The sequence below is a fragment of the Mucilaginibacter angelicae genome (assembly GCF_042434235.1).
In the GTDB taxonomy this organism is placed as follows: Bacteria; Bacteroidota; Bacteroidia; order Sphingobacteriales; family Sphingobacteriaceae; genus Mucilaginibacter; species Mucilaginibacter angelicae.
The window spans coordinates 76,314-94,267 of record NZ_JBHLTS010000019.1 but is presented as its reverse complement, the minus strand read 5'-3'; the positions used below and the strand labels follow the sequence as shown (position 1 = coordinate 94,267).

Here is a 17,954-nt window from a genome sequence, read left to right as displayed (position 1 = left end):
CGGTAATGAATAAAAAATGGTTTATAGCTGTATGTTTTTGCATAGGCAGCCTGGGCGCTGTTGCCCAGCAGCCGGCAAGTATCCGCGAATACAACAAAACAATCACTACTTATCCCTTTTCGGATCCTAACCCGATACCGGCATTCACCAATATTTATCCGTATTTCCGTTACGACGGATTTACGGATAAACCGGTGCAAAAGGAATGGAAAGTGGTTGAGCTGGAAAACACGTACATCAGGTTAACCATTTTACCGCAGATAGGCGGCAAGATCTGGTCGGCAGTTGAGAAAGCGACCGGTAAACCAATTGTTTATGAAAACCACGTAGTCAAATTCAGGGATATTGCCATGCGCGGCCCCTGGACAAGTGGTGGAATCGAGCCCAATTATGGCATAATCGGTCATACGCCAAACTCGGTTACCCCGGTTGACTACCTTACCCGCAAAAATGCCGATGGAAGCGTAAGCTGTATCATCAGCGTGCTCGACCTGCTTACCAATACCACATGGACAATGGAGGTGAACCTGCCGGCAGATAAGGCCTATTTCATTACCAAATCCTTCTGGCATAATTCAACGCCGGTTGAGCAGCCTTATTACCATTGGATGAATACCGGCATTAAAACCAACGGCAAGCTGCAATACATTTTCCCCGGAACCAATTACCTTGGCCACCAGGGTGAATACAGCGACTGGCCCATCAATAAACAGAACGGGAAGGACCTTTCCTTTTATGATAACAACAACTTTGGCGGTTATAAGTCATACCATGTTTTTGGCAAATACACTGATTTTTTCGGTGCTTACTGGCACAATGATGATTTTGGAATGGCCCGTTATGGTGGTCACGAAGATAAAGCCGGTAAAAAGATCTGGATCTGGGGATTATCAGACCAGGGCATGATTTGGGAAAAACTGCTTACCGATAACGACGGGCAGTATTCCGAAATTCAATCGGGCAGATTGTTTAACCAAACTGCGGTTAAAAGCACTTTTACACCTTTCAAACATAAAGGTTTTGCGCCGGGTGCCTCCGATACCTGGACGGAATACTGGTACCCGGTATTGAAAACCAAAGGTTTTGTACAGGCCAATAACTACGGTGCGCTCAATGTTAAAGCCGATGGCGGTTGGTTGAAACTCTATTTCAATCCCGTACAAAAAATAGCCGATATACTGGAAGTAAAGCAGGGCGATAGGGTGATCTACAGTAAAAAGATAAGCTTGAGTCCGCTGCAACTCTTTACTGATTCGATGAAGGCGGATGCCGGTGATGTGTTGGTAACGCTGGGCAACAATAAGCTCATCTATAACTCGAAACCCGACGCTGATAATTTAAGCCGCCCACTTGATTTGCCGAAGGATTTTGACTGGGATAGTGCTTATGGTCTGTACACGCAAGGGAAGGAGTTCATGGATCAAAAAATGTACTCCGAAGCCGAAGAAAAGCTCCAGGCCTCATTAAAAAAAGATCCTTATTTTCTGCCCGCGCTGGTACAATCGGCTGCATTAATGTACCGTGATATGCGTTATGCCGAGGCTTTAAGTTTTGCCAAAACTGCTTTGAGTATCAATACGAATGATGGCGCTGCAAATTACTATTACGGCATCATCAATGCGCAATTGGGTAAAGTGGTGGATGCTAAGGATGGCTTTGATATGGCCGGTTTATCGGTTGAATATCGTAACGCTGCATATTCAGCTTTGAGCAGCGTTTATCTCAAAGAAAAAAACTACCCGAAAGCACTTGAGTTTGCCTCAAAGGCACTCGACTTTAATCGTTTGGATATTTCTTCGCTACAAGTGCAGGTTGTAGCTTATCGTTATTTAAACGATGGTAAGAATGCTGCAAGGATTTTAGATACGATACTGGCTTATGAACCGCTTAATCATTTTGCCCGGTTCGAGCAATATTGGGCGCAGCTATCTGATGCCAGTAAAACAGCCTTTACAACCATGATCCGCAACGAACAGCCTATTGAAAGCTACTTCGATCTGGCGGATTGGTATTATCACAATGGCTGCCTGAGCGAAAGTGAAAAAGTTTTACAGATGTCGCCTGCTAATGCCCTGGTGAATTATAAGCTGGCGTTTTTGCAATATAAGGGAGGCAAACCCGTCAATGAACTTTTAAATAAAGCCAGTGCTGCAACGGCTGCATTTGTATTTCCTTTTCGCAATAGCGATGAAGAAGTATTGCAATGGGCCATACAGCAAAGCAATAGCTGGAAACCTAAATATTTCCTGGCGTTGCTTTATAAAGACAGGAACCGTATCGGTGAGAGCAAAAAGCTGTTTGCCGATTGCGGTACCCAGCCCGATTTTGCACCCCTTTATGCCGCCCGTGCAGCCATGGATAATGATGGTTTAGCCGATCTAAGTACAGCAGTCAAGCTTGATAAAGGCTGGCGCTATAGCAAATTGCTTGGCGAATACTATGTTAATCACAAACAATACGCAAAGGCCCTAACTACTGTTGAGCCGTTTTATAAATCGCATCCTGATAATTATATCATCGGTATGTTGTATGCTAAAACATTGCTGCTTAACAAACGGTACAGCGAATGCGGTAAACTATTATCGCGCATTGATATTTTGCCATTTGAGGGCGCAACCATCGGGCGTGAGCTATACCGCGAAACCGAATTAATGCAGGCTGTTCAAAAGATAGATGCTAAAAGCTACAAAGCAGCTTTAGGTTATATAACCGATGCCAAAAAGTGGCCGGCAAACCTGGGTGTTGGTAAACCCTATGCCGAAAATATTGACGAGCGCCTGGAAGATTGGATGATCTATCTGTGCTATACTAAAATGGGTAACACTGATGAGGCCAAACAGTATCTTCAAAAAATAACAGCTTTTAAACCTCAAATTGATAATACGGTAAGTAATTTCCTTTCGGCCAATCATTTGGTTAGTGCCTGGGCTATTGGAAAATTAGATGGCAGTGCGGCAGCAATTAATTGGTTAAATGCCGAGATCCAAAAGTATCCCGATGATAAAGTGATCAAATGGTGCAAAGAGGTTTATGAAAGCAAGGCCTTTAAAGAAAACGATGTAAGTGATGCCAGTATCAGGGTATTGGAGCGTTTGATGTAATTATCTCAATTGCTTGGCAAACTCCGATGGCCTGATCTTGGTTAGCTGGTAAAATATGGCACTAAAGGCTGATAGGCTATTGTAACCTAATTTATAAGCGATCTCACTCATCGACATATCGGTTTGCAGCATCAGTTCAATTGCTTTAACCATTTTTAAGAGCTTAAAGTACTGTAAAAATGAAGTATGGAGGGTTGATTGGAACAGGCGTGAGAGCGTCCGTTCACTAAAACCTGTTTTATCGCTTACTGACGAAAGCGTTAAAGGCTCAAAAGCATTTTCATTCATATAATCCAATACCGGATGCATTCGGGTAATATCGGTAGTAGGCAGGGCTACAGGTAAGGCCTTTTTGCTGATCTCCGGCAGTATCGCTTTTATCCCCGCTAAAAAATGAAATGCCTGTTCATCAGGATGCACATCTCCGCTCCACCGCTCCGAGTAAATGAGCATCTGCAATAAAAGGTTATTAATAGGGTAGATGCCCCCTTTGCCATAAAACGGATTGCTGTTATCATCGTGCCAGTAAAAGTACAGGGTGCGGGTAACTGCTGATTTGTGCATTTCCACAAAATGCATCATCCCGCCGGGGATCCATACATAATGCCTTGCAGGTATTACCAGGGTTTTATCAGTTAAATGGATATAGGCTATGCCCCCCTCAATATAAATCAGTTGTCCTTTTTTGTGATTATGGTTCGGGTAGTTTCTTTCTGTTTTCCAGTTAATTACATAAACGGATTCGGGATACTGGTCTATCTCCTTAAAGAAATTTTCGGCAGTAACCGCGTCAATGTTTTGGCTGGAATGAATAAGCATTTGGCAAATTTAAATAAAATAAGCTTTTAACAAGTGCCGACCTTTGTACTATTAAACAACCATGAACTTTAATAGTAAATTTTACCTGGCCTTGTTGCCAGTTTTGTTGCCGGTCTTTTCATTAAAAGCGCAACAACCATTAGCTGATACCAGCAAAAACATTTCCTTAACTATAGCCCAGGTTTGGCAAAAAGCAGCCATTAACAGCAAAGCTGTACAAATTAAACAACTACGTGTAACAAGCAGTGCCGAAGCCATTAAGGATGCTAAAGCCGAGCGCTTACCCGAGATCAGCATTAACGGCGAATATGCCCGCGTGAGCAATATGCCGGTTTACGAAAACGGTATTTTTAACACACCAACCCAGTTCCCGGTTTTGCATACCACCTATACCGTAGGCGGCGAGGCGTATTTAAATATTTACAATGGTAATAAAACCAACCTGGAAATTGATGCTCGTAAACGCGAGAACAATATTGCCGGCGAACAGCAAAAGCTCACCCTATCTGAAGTAAAACTGCGTGCAGCAGCCTATTACCTGGATATGCAGCGAAGCCTCATTTTTAAAGATCTGTTGCTGAAAGATATCGCCGCGCAGGAAAAGCAGCTTTTACAGATCAAAACGCTGCAAAAAAATGGTGTAGTGTTAAAAAGTGATGTACTGAGGGCCGAGCTCAAGCTCTCTAAACAAAAGCTCTCCTTAGTACAACTGGATAACGACCTGGCCATAGCCAATCAGAAATTGAATATCCTGATAGGTCTGCCCGATGATCAGCGGGTGAACCCTGTCGACCAGGTGCAGCTGGATTCAATCACGATTAAACCTTATGATGAGTACCTTACCGATGCCGGCAAAAACGCCTACCAGGTAAAGATCTCCGAACAGGAAACAGAACTAAGCAAACTCAAGCTGAAGAATATAAAAGCTAATGTATCTCCCAAAATAGGCCTGTTTGCGGCTTATAATTACAGTTATCCGCAAATCCTGTTCTATCCATATTCGCCAAGTTTATATGGATTGGGTTTTGCGGGCGTAAAAGCTTCTTTTTCAATCTCATCCTTTTATCATAACAGCCATAAAGTAAAAGTGGCAAGATTGGATCTGGAAAGCCAGGAAATTGAACATGCCCAAACCGAAGATGTGGTACGCCAGCAGGTTAACGAAGCCTGGCTCAGGTACAGGGAAGCTTTGAACAGAGTACAGGTAAGCCAGACCAATGTACAGCAGGCCACCGAAAACAGGCGCATTGTAAATAACACGTATTTCAATCAGCTCTCATTAATAACAGATCTGTTAGATGCTGATACACAGTTATTACAAACCCGCTTTGACCTGGCCGCAGCCAGGATAGCCGCTCAACTTCAATATTATCAATTACAAAACGTAACCGGGAAACTTTAACAATGAACAAGCATATAAACACTTATACAAAAACTGATAAGTTAATAACTAAAATAACCACTTGGATAGCCGGCATAGTTGCCGCCGCATTATTAGTATGGGGAATTATAACACTGGTGCATCTGTACAGTTATGAAGAAACCGATGATGCACAGGTTGAAGCCTATATTAACCCTATTACAGCAAGGGTCAGCGGCTTTATAAAAGAAATAAGGTACGATGAAAACCAGGATGTAAAAAAGGGAGATACCCTGTTAATCATTGATAACCGCGAATACCAACTACAGCAGGAAGAAGCAGGTGCAGGATTGCAAAATGCCCGTGAACAGGTTAGCGTACTGGAAAGCAATGTACAAACAGCCGCAAAAATTGCTGATGTAAACAAAGTGCAGATAGCCGCCGCCAAAGCCAAACTGGTAAAAGCCCAGCAGGAGTTTGACCGTTTCACCAAATTGTATGATGCCGAATCGGCAACCAAGCAACAGCTGGAAAATGTACAGAGCGCGCTTGACGTAGCCCGGTCCGATTATCAGGCATCGTTAAATAATTACCAGGCATCATTATCAAAAGTGAATGACAGCCGCTCGCAGATCTCGCCGGTATTATCGGAGATCAAACGCCGTGAGCTGGTGCTGCAGCGCAATAAACTTGATGTTTCCTATACCGTTGTTACTGCGCCTTATGATGGTAAAATGGGTAAAAGAACCATCCAGCCTGGCCAGCAGATCCAGCTTGGGCAAACGCTTGCTTATATAGTTGATAAAGAAACCGGTCTGTGGGTTGTAGCCAACTTTAAGGAAACCCAGTTACATAATATGCAGATAGGGGAGCGTGTAGAGATTACTACGGATGCTTATCCCGACAGGAAAATAAAAGGGGAGATCCTTTCTTTATCACCGGCCACTGGTTCTCGTTTTTCATTATTGCCTCCGGATAACTCCACAGGTAACTTTGTGAAGATAGCACAGCGTATCCCCGTAAAAATTAAAATAGACAATAAGGCTGCCGATTTTTTAAGCGCCGGTATGAATGCCAGCGTAACCGTACCTAAAAACTAACGGACATGAGCAATCTGATTCCTGTTTTTAAACCCTGGGTGCCCGAGTGGCTTATCAGGACCACTTTACTGCTGGTTGTATTGCCGGGTATTATCCTTTTTTCATTATCTATCAGTAACGTAAACGCTGCTGCCGGTTATTATGGCATAAGCCCCAACGATGCGCAGTTTTCAATGATCATCCTGTATGCGGCAACAGCGAGTTTCGTAGTGCTGGAAAAACGCTTTTTCAAAAACATAGCCAGTAAAATGTACCTGCTCATCAGTGTGCTGCTGTTGGTAACTACCTGTTACATCTGTTATCATGTGCATGCCTTTTTTGTGCTTTTGATTTTCAGGTATATACAAGGGTTGTTGACCTGTACAAGTCTTAGCATTACGCTTACGCTGATGTTTACCCGTTTGCATAGTGAACGATCTAAAGAAATTGGCTATTCGGTTGTTTATTGCATCCTGCTGTGTGTGTCGCCGTTGTCAACGCTGTTTACGGCATCCATTATTGATAACTTTAACTTTAATGTGATATACAAATGTGCTATCTACTCTTTTTTGCCGGGAGCCATATTGATGTGTATCATCATGAACAATGTACGCCTTCACCGTAAGCTACCTTTATATCAGCTTGATTGGGCCAGTTTTGTGATCTACTCGGCAGGGCTTTGTTTGATAGGTTATATTATGGTTTACGGCCAGCAATATGATTGGTTTGATGACAGCCGGATCCTTTATAGTGCTGTAGGAGCTGTTGTATTGCTTACTATTTTCGTGATCAGGCAGCTTAATTCTAAGCGGCCTTACTTTCATATCCAGGCGTTTAAATACCGCAAGTTTGTGCTCGCGGCATTGCTGTTGTTTGTTTTTTATATCTGCCGCGGCTCATTCGGGATTACCACATCATTTATGAGCAGTACTATGGGCATGGATCCTATCCACGTTGGATATCTGCTTATCTATAATCTGGCAGCCATCATAGCAAGCGTAACCATATCATCAAGATTTTTGCTGATGAAGAAACAGCTGCGGCATATCCTCATTTTAGGTTTTACCCTGTTGCTGGCTTTTCATGTATATATGTGCTTTATATTTTCTACCCAGGTTAATACCAACGATCTCATCATCCCGGTAATATTACAGGGCTTGGGAGCTGGTATGTTAATGACCCCTGTTATCCTGTTTGTGATCTCATCATCCCCGGCAAAATATGGCACAACAGGTTCGGCTGTGGGCATCTTTATGCGTTTTACGGGGTTTAGCAGCAGTATAGCGCTTATCAATTATTTTCAGCTATACAGGCAAAATGATCATGCAAACCGTTTCCAGGAACAATTAAGCCAGCTAAACCCGCTTGCTGTTCAAAAATTGGCGATGTACAAACAAGCCCTGACCGGAAAAGGTGTAGCCGCCGATCAGGCAACCAAAATAGCCAATGGCCTGTTAAGCAAAAATATCAATGCACAGGCCCAGCTACGTTTTGCTGTTGATTACTATCAGCTTATCAGCTGGCTGTTGCTGGCTATTATATTGCTGGTTATTCTATTTCCATCAGTTAACCGTACAATTATTAACCTTAAATCAGATCAGCCTGCAGCTGTGGTTTATTAATTGATTTTATTCGCTCCTTAAACTTTTTACCGGGTTTTCCAGTGCCGCCCTGATGCTTTGATAGCTTACCGTTAATAAAGTGATCAAAAGGGCACCGGCAGCGGTTACTGCAAAAATCCACCAGGAGATCTCGGCACGGAACTGATAATGCTGCAGCCACTTGTTCATGAAATACCAGGCAAGGGGAGAAGCAATTAACAGGGCTATGATAACCAGCAGCACAAAATCTTTTGAGAGCAATCGCCATAAATTGAATACGGATGCTCCCAGTACTTTGCGTACACCTATCTCCTTTACCCGTTGTTCTGCAACAAACGAGGCCAAACCGAAAAGGCCGAGGCATGAAATGATGATCGCCAATCCGGCAAAAACAGTAGCCAGCCTGCCAATATGTTCTTCGGCGGCAAATTTTGAGGCATATTCGTCATCAGCAAATTTGTACTCGAAGGGGGCCGATGGGATGAGCTTTTTGAAAACTGCTTCTATTTTAGGTAATGCCTGGCTGGCGCTTACATCGGGTTTTATCTTAATGTTGATCAGGCTTGTGGGTACATGGCCTTTGATCATGAATATGGTAGGGGACATCGGCGCATAGGGCGATTCCATGATCATATCTTTAACCACGCCCAGGATTTTATAATGCTTTATTGGCTGATCCTGGAATTTCCAGCTGACTTCTTCACCAATGGGGTTTTTTAATCCCATGTATTTCACGGCCGATTCGTTGATCACTATACCCGATGAATCGGTTATAAAATTTCTTGAAAAATCGCGTCCGTTCACAAATTGCCAGCCTACGGTTTTGCCATACTCAAACGTTACGGGCAAGGTGCCAAATTGATCCTCAAGGTTAGGGTTTTTACCCCGCCACGTAAAGCCCCCGTTGCCTGAAGCTATCTCGGTAACTTTCCCGAATGATTCGGACATTTCGGTTACTACGCCTGTGTTTTTCAGCTCGGAGCGGAGCAGATCGTACTTCCCATCAAAATCGCTTGATTTTTTTTCGATCATTACCAACCCTTCGCGGGTATAACCAACCGGGCGGTTTTTGGCAATCTGAATTTGCCTGTAAACAATAATAGTACAAATGATCAGAGCTACAGATACCGTAAACTGTGCTACTACCAGTACCTTGCGCGGGATAGAAGCAAAACGCCCAACCCTGAAAGTGCCCTTTAATACTTTTACCGGGTTAAAAGATGACAGGTACAAGGCCGGGTAACTGCCTGCTATTGTGCTGGTGATAAAAATAAAGCCTATACCAGCCACCCAAAAATAAACATTTTGCCATGGGATTAGTATCTGCTTAGCCGATAGATCGTTGAACCAGGAGAGTGATAAGCGCACAAGGATGAGCGATACCAGGAATGAGAGCAGCACAACTAAAAAGGATTCGCTGTAAAACTGGCCTATCAGTTGTTTACGCATGGAACCGATGGCTTTTCTGACACCTATTTCCTTAGCGCGTTTTTCTGAACGTGCAGTGCTTAGGTTCATGAAATTGATACAGGCCAGCAGCAACACAAAGCCTCCGATGATACCGATAAGATATAACATTTGCATCGGACCGGTATCGGCAACGCCCCGTTTGTAATTATGTAGGTGCCAGTCGCGCATGGGGTGTAAAAATACCTGCGGGTTTAGTTTAGCCTCGTCTTTAAAGTTGGCAAGGTTCTTTAATTCGGCATCTTTAATGTTTCTTGAAACCTTGTCAAAATCAGTATTCGGGTTGATCTCCACATAAATTTTAAGGAAGTGGTTTTGCCAGTCACTTGATGCTTGTTTTATCCAGGGATTATCGATTACCCATAAATCGGCAGGTGAGATAAACTTAAGATCTTTGAACTGGGTATTTACCGGCAGATCTTCATAAACACCGGTAACCTTCACATTAAATTTGTTATTGATTTTCATTAACCGGTTTACCGGGTTGATATCACCAAAAAAAGCCCGGGAAGTTGATTGCGAAAGCATGATTGAATAAGGATCTGTTAACCCCGCCCGCGAGCCATAAATCATTTTCAACGTTAACATTTCAGGTGCGCCGGGATCCATGAACAGGCCTGTTCTGGAAAGCTTTTTATCCCCGGCCGACAGGATGTCGTCAATATCCCACGAAGCCATGACAATATGCTTGAAATTATCTTTATAGTTGGTTTTAAGCTCCGTTACCATCGGAACCTGCATCGACCCATTTGCAAAGGGCTCTTTAGTATGTGGATCGGTAAGCCGGGTCCTTACCTGGGCAATGCGATCGTAATTTTGATGGTATTTATCAAATGATAACTCATCCCGGATCCATAAGCTGATCAGGATAGTTACGGCCATACCAATAGCAAGGCCGCCGATATTGATCAGGGAAGAAACTTTATTCTTTAAAAGATTTCGCCAAGCAACTTTTAAGTAATTTTTAATCATGACATTATGGGTTTAAAGAGGACTAAAAAGAATGATCTTAAAGTGCTGTTTAAAATATAGTGCCAATGTATTAAGTTGTTGATTTTTAGTGATTTATTCAGGCGTGTTGACTTGGGGATGTATCAAAAACGTACATGCCTACGTTCGTTTTTGTAACAAGCTGAAAATGAACTTATAAATGGATGGTCGTGGAGCAAAAGACAAGCTTAATAGCCCTGGATCGGGTAGGGTAGAAGGTTTCTCCTTTGTTCAAAATGCTGAAAAAGGAGAAAGCAACCTTTAGCTAAGTTTCGAGAGCTGTTTAGAAGGGATATATTATGCCTGTATAAAAATGCACAATAATGCATTTAAATACAGGTTGATTACTGAACAGGCAATTTATCCTATTCAGTTGATAGTAATTGAATGTATTGCTCCAGTAAAATGATGTACTTATCTTTCCAAAGATTTACCCTGTTTTGATTTGGGCGCATCATTTCCCTGCTCCTGGCATCATATGTATCATTAGTTCTTTTCTGGAAATATTCTGGAAATTCATTCGAAAAGTCATGATCTACAATTCGGCCTATGCGGTGAATAATATCTGCATTTAGCTCTTTCCTGTTAAACCATTGGTATACCACGCTTCTGCTCACATCTGAATGCTGTGCGAGTTCGGTAATGCTGAAGCCTTTTTTTCTGACGAGTATCTCTACAATTTGACCGTGATGTTTTTGCATAATTTTTAGCTGTAAAAAGTTAAAAAAGTAATCCAAAATAAGCTTAGGTGCTAACTAATAATTAGTTGTTAATCAGCTGACTAACCATTGTTAGGTAACCATGTATTGCAACATCTGTGCCAGTGTCCCAAATTTAATCTTGACGAAATTGATAGGAGAGGTTGATTTAGTAACAAATGAGATTCCCCACTTTTACGAATAAATTTAACTTTTGCGACATTTATTTTCCTGATTTATTTTTTTAAATAAAATACCGTGTATTTAATTACGCGCATAATGTGGAATAATGTATACATAGTGTGAAATTTTATTCCCGTTTTATGGATTTTGGAATTTATGTGCAGACTAAAAAAAGAAATAGTGAGAAGTGAGATCACGAATTGCTACAATAATGTTACACTTTTAATGCTTGTAATGCAATTGTGAAAATTGGTGCCAGGTTTTATCGCGCTAATCGTTATTATATTAATAGTTAATTAATATGGAATTAACCTGATGGTCGGGTAATTTAAAAATTCAGTAAGCAATCACTTTCTATAAAATTAAGTACCACTCTAAAGTTTTAAATTATATCCTTTATCGCATTTTTTTAATACTGAATGATCCCGGCAATAATCTTCTTTCAATATTGAAAAATGATTATTGCTGTGGTGTTCGCCGGGAAATTGTCAGTTGCCAGGGGGGATTTTGATATTGTACAATCCTGTAAACCAGTTAAATTGAGAAAAAACGACAGGTTGAGAAGTATTTGAGTAGTAAAGTGTATAAAAAATAGAATAGGGATATTTTAACAAATTTGCCAAATTGTTAGTACTTTCATAAAAAAATCGTCAAAATATTAAATTACTACCAATGAGTACACAGCATCCATGGCATGAAGTTTCAACCGGGCCTAAAATTCCTTATGTTGTAAACGCCGTTATTGAAATTCCAAAGGGCTCAAAAGCTAAGTATGAGATTGATAAAGAATCCGGACTTTTAAAATTAGACCGTGTGCTTTTTTCATCCGTAATGTACCCGGCTAATTATGGGTTTATTCCTCAAACCTATTGTGATGATGAGGATCCGCTTGATATTTTAGTATTATGTTCGGTTGATGTTTTTCCAATGTCCATCATTGAAGCAAAGGTGATCGGGGTAATGCACATGATTGATAATGGTCAGCAGGATGATAAAATTATTGCCGTTGCCAACAATGATATGTCGGTAAATTACATAAATGATTTAAGCGAATTGCCTCCTCATACTATTAAAGAGATTGAATGTTTCTTTAAGGATTATAAAGTTTTGGAAGGTAAAAATGTAACTGTTGAGCGCTGGATGGGGGTAAGCTACGGGCACCGCGTTATAGAAGACAGCATGGTGCTATATGACGTTAATTTTAAACCGGTTCAAAACAAAGTTGCAGGTTAAAAAGATTACGGACAGAAAAAAATGCTTAATTCAACTCCCTGTTAATCGGGTTGTTGAGTTAAGCATTTTTTATTTTCACTTCGCCTCCCGGCGGGTATTATAGTTGAGTTTATAAGTTTAGTTTAGTATTGTTGGCTCTTCTTACTTTTTTCCTGCTCTGTTTATATAAGTAGTTTCAGTTTGTGGTTTTAATCTATTTAGCCAGGGCACTCTTTCTACCGCTGATTAAATTTCTTTTTTGAGTTTTCGAGAAGGCTTTTATTGTACTTCTCCAATAGCTCTATGTATTTATCCCTCCAGTACGAGTCCTCCATCTCATCTGCATGATAATCCGGAGCTTGATTATAGCCTTGATTTTTAATATTGTCAAATTCACCCTCTGTAAACAAATGAGGAAATTCGACAGAAAAATCGTGCTTAAGGCAAAGCCCTATTTTGTATATGATCTTTGGTTTTAGATATTTTTGATTAAACCAGTAATAAACGGAGCGTCTGTTAACATTAGTGAATCGTGCGATTTCGCTTATGCTGCAGCCTTTGCGCCTAACCACTTTCTCCACTATTTCACCATGGTGCAAATCCATAAGTTTTTATAAATGTGTTTTGAACTACTTAAATAACAATCGTAATCTTAATTAAGTTGTATAATAAAAAATTAGCAACAAGTTAATAATACATCTTAAAAAGTTAACTTGCAACATTTAAACAAATTTGATCTACGTTTACCTTCACTGTTAAAACGCAGTTAAGCTGTTCAATGGTCATTAATATGGCTTTGCCCATAATTTGAGTAACCACACCCTGGTAATTATACAATAATCCATCCTTTATTTTAACCTTATTACCGATATTCAAATTTTGAACACTTATAAGCTCAACTTCCGAATAGTTGTTAACTATTGATTTTATCCGTTCAATTTCCAGTTCATTTAGTATAACAGGCCTTCCGCAATAAGATACAAAATTTATTACCCCCGGAACCTGCTTTACCTTAAGCTGTTCACCTGCATTTACCTTAACAAAAACGTATGATGGAAATAATGGAGTTTCTATCATTTTGTTTCGGTCGGCCCATTTTTTTAGTGATTTAATCACCGGGCAAAAAGAGGTGATTTGGTTATCATTTAAGGTACGGTCTATTTTTTTTTCAAATCTTGATCTTGTATAAACAACCATCCAATTGGTAGATGTTGGTTTAAGTAAAACGGCGTTCTTCATCATAGTGCTGTTTTTTAATAGTTTGAAAATTAGATAGATAATCAAACTGAATGCTTTTCAATTGTTGTACGTTATTTTCATAAAAATCGCCATTTAGTTTAATAATTCGCATAGTCTCACACAATTTGTTTTCAAAATGTGAAAAAGTGTGGTGTGAAAAATACACCTGTTTTAGTAATTGTGTTTGAATAATTATCAACTGCGGATGATGGAGGTTTTTAACCGGCAGGATGCTAAAATCAGTAAAAAAATTAATGAATAGTTACGCAAAAAATGCTTTTAACTTATAGTTGTTATAAAAGCAGCCTGATTTTCTTTAATCGTTGGGTTGAGGTATAAAAATGGCTTTTGTAAGGGGCTTGTTTAGTTGATCTGTTTCTGCCTGATTTTTATGGAGGATGCCCATACGTAAATGGTTGTTGATTTGTTACAGAAATGTGAATAATATCACACTTTTGTACATTTTAAAACAATCGCCAGTTTTGTTGATGAAAAGTGAATTATATGGGTAATTTTGTATCAATGTGTTAAATAAAATTCATGTTTAATTAAACATTGATAATGAATTGATAAACAGGCACAGCAATTTTTAATTGAAAAAGAGTCATTGTAAGTGAAATGGCGAAGCTATACTCAATTATCAATTAGTATCCCTGACCAATCTGATAATTACTGCAACCACAGTACCCAAGTTAATTTACTTATAAAAAGAGCAGGTTGCCGGGCCACATTTTGTATGCCGGCAGTGGGAAATTAACGCTAAGTGCATTGAAGTCAGGGCATAACAGGATTTTTAAAATAACAAGGATTTTTAATCCCCTCGCTGATAACTTAATCAAATGAATAGGCCAAACGCATCGAGTAAAAAGATATTAGTTATAGGCATCAACTTTTCTCCTGAATTGACGGGCATTGGAAAATACACCGGAGACATGGTTGAATGGTTTGTTGATAATAATTATGAATGTACTGTAGTAACATCTTTTCCGTATTATCCATTCTGGAAAGTACAGTCACCGTATATAAATAGGTTTTATAAGCGCGAAGTACTAAAGGACGGTAAGCTTACTGTATACAGATGTCCGTTATATATACCTGAGAAACCCGGTGGTTTAAAGCGGCTCATTCACGAAGCCACTTTTTTTGTGTCGGCTTTTTTCATGATAATTTCCCTGTTGTTTAAGCCAAAAAACGATTACATTTTTTGCATAGCCCCACCCTTTCATTTAGGTTTTTTAGGGCTGTTTTACAGGTTCTTTAAACGGGGCGAAATTATTTACCATATCCAGGACCTGCAAATTGAGGCCGCGAGAGATTTGAATATGCTAAAATCAAAAATGGCATTTAAAATTTTATTCGCAATGGAAAAATTCATCATGCAGAAGGTTGATTTTGTAAGCTCCATCTCCAAGGGCATGCTTAAAAAAATCAGCTGTAAAATTAACCGGGAGATTTCATTTTTTCCCAACTGGGTTGATACAGATACCTGTTACCCTTTGAGCAACTGTGCTGAACTGAAATTAAAGTGGAATTTTGATGTTAATGATAAAGTGGTATTATACTCTGGCAGTATAGGCGAAAAGCAGGGAATTGAAGCAATTTTAGATGTAGCGGAGAAACTTAAATCTGTTAAGTTTATAAAGTTTGTTATCTGCGGCACCGGCCCTCATAAAGATAAACTCATTCAGCGGGCTAAGTTACAGCAGCTTGATAACGTGAGTTTCTTTCCACTTCAGGAACGCCATTTATTTAACAGCTTTTTGAATATGGCCGATGTTCATCTTGTTTTGCAAAAAAAGAGTGCTGCCGACCTGGTTATGCCGTCAAAACTCACTACAATATTAGCCGTTGGCGGATTGGCCCTGGTGACGGCAGAGCAGGGCACTACTTTATATGAAGTGATAAAAGACAATAACATGGGCGTTGTTGCTCCGCCGGAGGATATTGATCATTTAAAAGAGGCGATCCTGAACTGCTGTACATCTGATAGCACTGAAATTAAAATGAATGCCCGTAATTATGCCGAAAATCACCTTAATATCAGTAAGGTGATCAGAAGGATGATGTCAAATATGCAAAAAACTGTATATCCCGAACCAAAAGGAATTAAGTATTTAAGATTGGACAGGGATGCGGATTAAAATCAAAAATTAGTTAACGGTAATATTTACACAGCGTCTTCAATATGGAAGCGCGACGCGGGGCCCGACAGTGAAATTTCAGGCTGAGAATATAAATAATTTGAGGATGAATATTCGTACACAGTAACATTGCTCAATAAAACTGTAATGTTTTCATTCTTGTTTTCAAAGGATTTAACCTCACCCAAAAAGGTAAGGTTGATGTTCAGATCGGTAATATATATTTTTTTTGTAACGGGCTCAGTCATAGTTTAATTATTGGCGCAAAGAAAATAAAATTTTATGGCAATCTTTTTCCGAATGGAAAGAATTGATTGGTTTTTATATAATACTATGTAATTGTTTTAACTGGCATAATATATTAAAAAGGCAATTAAATACTTGTTCAATAATAAACACTATAAACCCTAACCTGTGTGAAATTAATATTTATTGACGATGAGCCAATTCAACATTTTATTATTCAAAGAATGATTGAAACCTATTTATCATATGAGCCAGTAACTAAATATTATTTCGATGCAACAAAAGTTCTTGATTTTTTAATTGAAAATAAAGCTAACAGCGATGGATTGCCCGATATGATATTTGTTGACGTTAATATGGCTATTATGAGCGGTGCTACATTCCTTCATAAATATAGTAAGCTGAGGGCCGGTTTAGCAAAAAAAATAGATGTTTATATTATGTCATCCTCAATTGATCCGTCAGACCTGGCCCTGTCAAAAAAATATGATTTCGTTTTAGATTATATCATAAAACCCCTAACAAAAGCTACGCTCAAAAAAATATTAGAGCCGGTATAATCAGCACAAAATCTCAATTGTTTAAGCAACCGGTAATACTATCAATATAAATTTTACACTTGCTTTTTTTCAGGGTAGCCTCCCGCATGGTGAATAACGGAATTGAAGAAGTGTAGTCATAAACTTCAATATCACGCATAGTGGCAATAACATGATCATTTACTTCTTTATAAGATTTGAAGAAGCCCGCAAAGGTCAGATTTTGTTCTAAGTCAGTTAAATAAATTTTCTTTTGAAGGGGTGGCGTCATCGCAAATATGCTTTTGAATAAAGAATAAAATGTATTTGAACTGCTATACGGTTTTCCCCTAATAATGTTGCAACAATTATTTAATCATTTAATGTTGCTTTCCAACTAATCATATTCTGCTAACAGTTAAAGCTGTATTAACATCTTTTAAGGTGCCGGGGATGAACTCACGGCCCGGTTTTTTAAAGAAATAATTAAATCAATCATGATGAAAAATCAATTATTTACAACGCTTTTATTTTTAATGGTAATGCTGACATCTTGTGCCAACTACAAGGAGAAGCTTTATTTCCAGGGACTTGAAAGAAACCCTGAAATGGGTTATAAAATTACCAATTTTTCTCCGCCAACCATACAGCCCGGCGATGTTTTAGCATTAAATGTCAAAAGTTTAAATTCAGATGGGTCAGCTATTTTTAATAGCGGGGCGCCGACTACGGCTAAAGGTAAAGATGGCAGCAGTTCCGCATCTTCCCCAAGCGATGGCTACCTGGTAAATAAAGACGGTGAAATTCAGCTTCCTTTAGTACACGGCGTTAAGGTAGGCCAGCTTTCACTTGAAGAAGCCGCCGCTGTTATTAAAGGTAAAATTTCATCATACCTGAAAGAACCGGAAGTAACAGTTGCTTTAATGAATTTTAAAGTTTCGGTATTGGGCGACGTAGCTCATCCCGACGTGCTTTCTGTTACTGATGAACGGTTTTCAATTACCGATGCGCTTAGCCGTGCCGGTGACCTTACGCCAACCGCCAACCGTAATAATATTTTATTGGTCAGAGAGGTTGATGGCAAACGGAAATATATAAATATAGATATTACCTCACCAAGGTTATTCGAATCGCCATATTATTATCTCAAAAGCAATGATCTGATCTATGTTGAGCCAGGTAAAAATAAGTTTGCAAGCCAGAGCACCTTACTTAAAATACTGCCAATTGTAATTTCAATAGCCTCATTAATATTGGTTACCTACCAGGTAACTAAATAAAATACCCTAAAAGTTATTTC

The 17,954-nt window shown here is 39.6% G+C and carries 15 protein-coding genes; 8 read left to right on the top strand and 7 right to left on the bottom strand.

Annotated elements, in window-relative coordinates; all coding sequences use genetic code 11:
* The first annotated feature begins 5 nt into the window (after positions 1-5).
* Positions 6-3,101: a DUF5107 domain-containing protein gene (locus ACFFGT_RS07905; RefSeq protein WP_377021973.1), complete on the top strand. Its 3,096-nt coding sequence runs from the start codon at positions 6-8 to the stop codon at positions 3,099-3,101.
* Here the strand turns inward: ACFFGT_RS07905 and ACFFGT_RS07900 are convergent, their stop codons facing one another.
* Complete coding sequence (locus ACFFGT_RS07900) at positions 3,102-3,920, bottom strand: helix-turn-helix transcriptional regulator (protein ID WP_377021972.1); 819 nt, start codon at positions 3,918-3,920, stop codon at positions 3,102-3,104.
* A gap of 61 nt (positions 3,921-3,981) precedes the next feature.
* On the opposite strand from ACFFGT_RS07900, the gene ACFFGT_RS07895 reads away from it, so the two are divergent.
* Genes ACFFGT_RS07895 through ACFFGT_RS07885 form a run of 3 tightly spaced genes read left to right on the top strand, consistent with a single transcriptional unit; the run spans position 3,982 to position 7,981 of the window.
* Complete coding sequence (locus tag ACFFGT_RS07895; RefSeq protein WP_377021971.1) at positions 3,982-5,322, top strand: TolC family protein; 1,341 nt, start codon at positions 3,982-3,984, stop codon at positions 5,320-5,322.
* A gap of 2 nt (positions 5,323-5,324) precedes the next feature.
* A complete protein-coding gene (locus ACFFGT_RS07890; protein WP_377021970.1) occupies positions 5,325-6,380 on the top strand; it encodes an HlyD family secretion protein in 1,056 nt (351 codons plus the stop codon).
* 5 nt (positions 6,381-6,385) lie between these two features.
* Complete coding sequence (locus ACFFGT_RS07885; protein WP_377021969.1) at positions 6,386-7,981, top strand: MFS transporter; 1,596 nt, start codon at positions 6,386-6,388, stop codon at positions 7,979-7,981.
* A 6-nt stretch (positions 7,982-7,987) separates the two neighbouring features.
* Here the strand turns inward: ACFFGT_RS07885 and ACFFGT_RS07880 are convergent, their stop codons facing one another.
* Together ACFFGT_RS07880 and ACFFGT_RS07875 are read right to left on the bottom strand one after the other, a co-directional pair.
* The gene (locus tag ACFFGT_RS07880) at positions 7,988-10,399 is read right to left on the bottom strand and encodes an FtsX-like permease family protein (RefSeq protein WP_377021968.1); all 2,412 of its coding nucleotides are present in this window, start codon (positions 10,397-10,399) and stop codon (positions 7,988-7,990) included.
* A gap of 383 nt (positions 10,400-10,782) precedes the next feature.
* On the bottom strand, positions 10,783-11,118 hold the full coding sequence (locus ACFFGT_RS07875; protein WP_377021967.1) for a hypothetical protein: 336 nt from the start codon (positions 11,116-11,118) through the stop codon (positions 10,783-10,785).
* 852 nt (positions 11,119-11,970) lie between these two features.
* Between ACFFGT_RS07875 and ACFFGT_RS07870 the strand changes: the two genes are divergently transcribed.
* Positions 11,971-12,531, top strand: a complete 561-nt coding sequence (locus ACFFGT_RS07870) for an inorganic diphosphatase (RefSeq protein ID WP_377021966.1) — start codon at positions 11,971-11,973, stop codon at positions 12,529-12,531.
* Between the two features lie 215 nt (positions 12,532-12,746).
* On the opposite strand, the gene ACFFGT_RS07865 is transcribed toward ACFFGT_RS07870, so the two are convergent.
* Both ACFFGT_RS07865 and ACFFGT_RS07860 read right to left on the bottom strand, forming a co-directional pair.
* On the bottom strand, positions 12,747-13,115 hold the full coding sequence (locus tag ACFFGT_RS07865) for a hypothetical protein (protein ID WP_377021965.1): 369 nt from the start codon (positions 13,113-13,115) through the stop codon (positions 12,747-12,749).
* Positions 13,116-13,218: 103 nt separating this feature from the next.
* Entirely contained in the window at positions 13,219-13,752 is a 534-nt protein-coding gene (locus ACFFGT_RS07860; protein WP_377021964.1) for a UpxY family transcription antiterminator, read from the bottom strand.
* A gap of 836 nt (positions 13,753-14,588) precedes the next feature.
* Between ACFFGT_RS07860 and ACFFGT_RS07855 the strand changes: the two genes are divergently transcribed.
* Positions 14,589-15,890, top strand: coding sequence for a WcaI family glycosyltransferase (locus ACFFGT_RS07855; protein ID WP_377021963.1), 1,302 nt, complete (start codon positions 14,589-14,591; stop codon positions 15,888-15,890).
* Positions 15,891-15,916: 26 nt separating this feature from the next.
* Here ACFFGT_RS07855 and ACFFGT_RS07850 read toward each other — a convergent pair whose 3' ends face one another.
* Positions 15,917-16,138: a hypothetical protein gene (locus ACFFGT_RS07850; protein ID WP_377021962.1), complete on the bottom strand. Its 222-nt coding sequence runs from the start codon at positions 16,136-16,138 to the stop codon at positions 15,917-15,919.
* A 168-nt stretch (positions 16,139-16,306) separates the two neighbouring features.
* Between ACFFGT_RS07850 and ACFFGT_RS07845 the strand changes: the two genes are divergently transcribed.
* Complete coding sequence (locus ACFFGT_RS07845; RefSeq protein ID WP_377021961.1) at positions 16,307-16,696, top strand: response regulator; 390 nt, start codon at positions 16,307-16,309, stop codon at positions 16,694-16,696.
* A gap of 13 nt (positions 16,697-16,709) precedes the next feature.
* Here ACFFGT_RS07845 and ACFFGT_RS07840 read toward each other — a convergent pair whose 3' ends face one another.
* A complete protein-coding gene (locus ACFFGT_RS07840) occupies positions 16,710-16,946 on the bottom strand; it encodes a hypothetical protein (protein ID WP_377021960.1) in 237 nt (78 codons plus the stop codon).
* Positions 16,947-17,151: 205 nt separating this feature from the next.
* On the opposite strand from ACFFGT_RS07840, the gene ACFFGT_RS07835 reads away from it, so the two are divergent.
* The gene (locus tag ACFFGT_RS07835; protein ID WP_377021959.1) at positions 17,152-17,934 is read left to right on the top strand and encodes a polysaccharide biosynthesis/export family protein; all 783 of its coding nucleotides are present in this window, start codon (positions 17,152-17,154) and stop codon (positions 17,932-17,934) included.
* Positions 17,935-17,954: the final 20 nt, after the last annotated feature.

Excerpts from the sequence above, each read along its gene's own strand:
- ACFFGT_RS07840 (WP_377021960.1), bottom strand. The coding sequence starts at position 16,946 with ATGACGCCACCCCTTCAAAAGAAAATTTATTTAACTGACTTAGAACAA.
- ACFFGT_RS07880 (WP_377021968.1), bottom strand. The coding sequence starts at position 10,399 with ATGATTAAAAATTACTTAAAAGTTGCTTGGCGAAATCTTTTAAAGAAT.
- ACFFGT_RS07870 (WP_377021966.1), top strand. The coding sequence starts at position 11,971 with ATGAGTACACAGCATCCATGGCATGAAGTTTCAACCGGGCCTAAAATT.
- ACFFGT_RS07855 (WP_377021963.1), top strand. The coding sequence starts at position 14,589 with ATGAATAGGCCAAACGCATCGAGTAAAAAGATATTAGTTATAGGCATC.
- ACFFGT_RS07835 (WP_377021959.1), top strand. The coding sequence starts at position 17,152 with ATGATGAAAAATCAATTATTTACAACGCTTTTATTTTTAATGGTAATG.
- ACFFGT_RS07890 (WP_377021970.1), top strand. The coding sequence starts at position 5,325 with ATGAACAAGCATATAAACACTTATACAAAAACTGATAAGTTAATAACT.
- ACFFGT_RS07860 (WP_377021964.1), bottom strand. The coding sequence starts at position 13,752 with ATGATGAAGAACGCCGTTTTACTTAAACCAACATCTACCAATTGGATG.
- ACFFGT_RS07875 (WP_377021967.1), bottom strand. The coding sequence starts at position 11,118 with ATGCAAAAACATCACGGTCAAATTGTAGAGATACTCGTCAGAAAAAAA.
- ACFFGT_RS07905 (WP_377021973.1), top strand. The coding sequence starts at position 6 with ATGAATAAAAAATGGTTTATAGCTGTATGTTTTTGCATAGGCAGCCTG.
- ACFFGT_RS07850 (WP_377021962.1), bottom strand. The coding sequence starts at position 16,138 with ATGACTGAGCCCGTTACAAAAAAAATATATATTACCGATCTGAACATC.
- ACFFGT_RS07865 (WP_377021965.1), bottom strand. The coding sequence starts at position 13,115 with ATGGATTTGCACCATGGTGAAATAGTGGAGAAAGTGGTTAGGCGCAAA.
- ACFFGT_RS07885 (WP_377021969.1), top strand. The coding sequence starts at position 6,386 with ATGAGCAATCTGATTCCTGTTTTTAAACCCTGGGTGCCCGAGTGGCTT.
- ACFFGT_RS07895 (WP_377021971.1), top strand. The coding sequence starts at position 3,982 with ATGAACTTTAATAGTAAATTTTACCTGGCCTTGTTGCCAGTTTTGTTG.
- ACFFGT_RS07900 (WP_377021972.1), bottom strand. The coding sequence starts at position 3,920 with ATGCTTATTCATTCCAGCCAAAACATTGACGCGGTTACTGCCGAAAAT.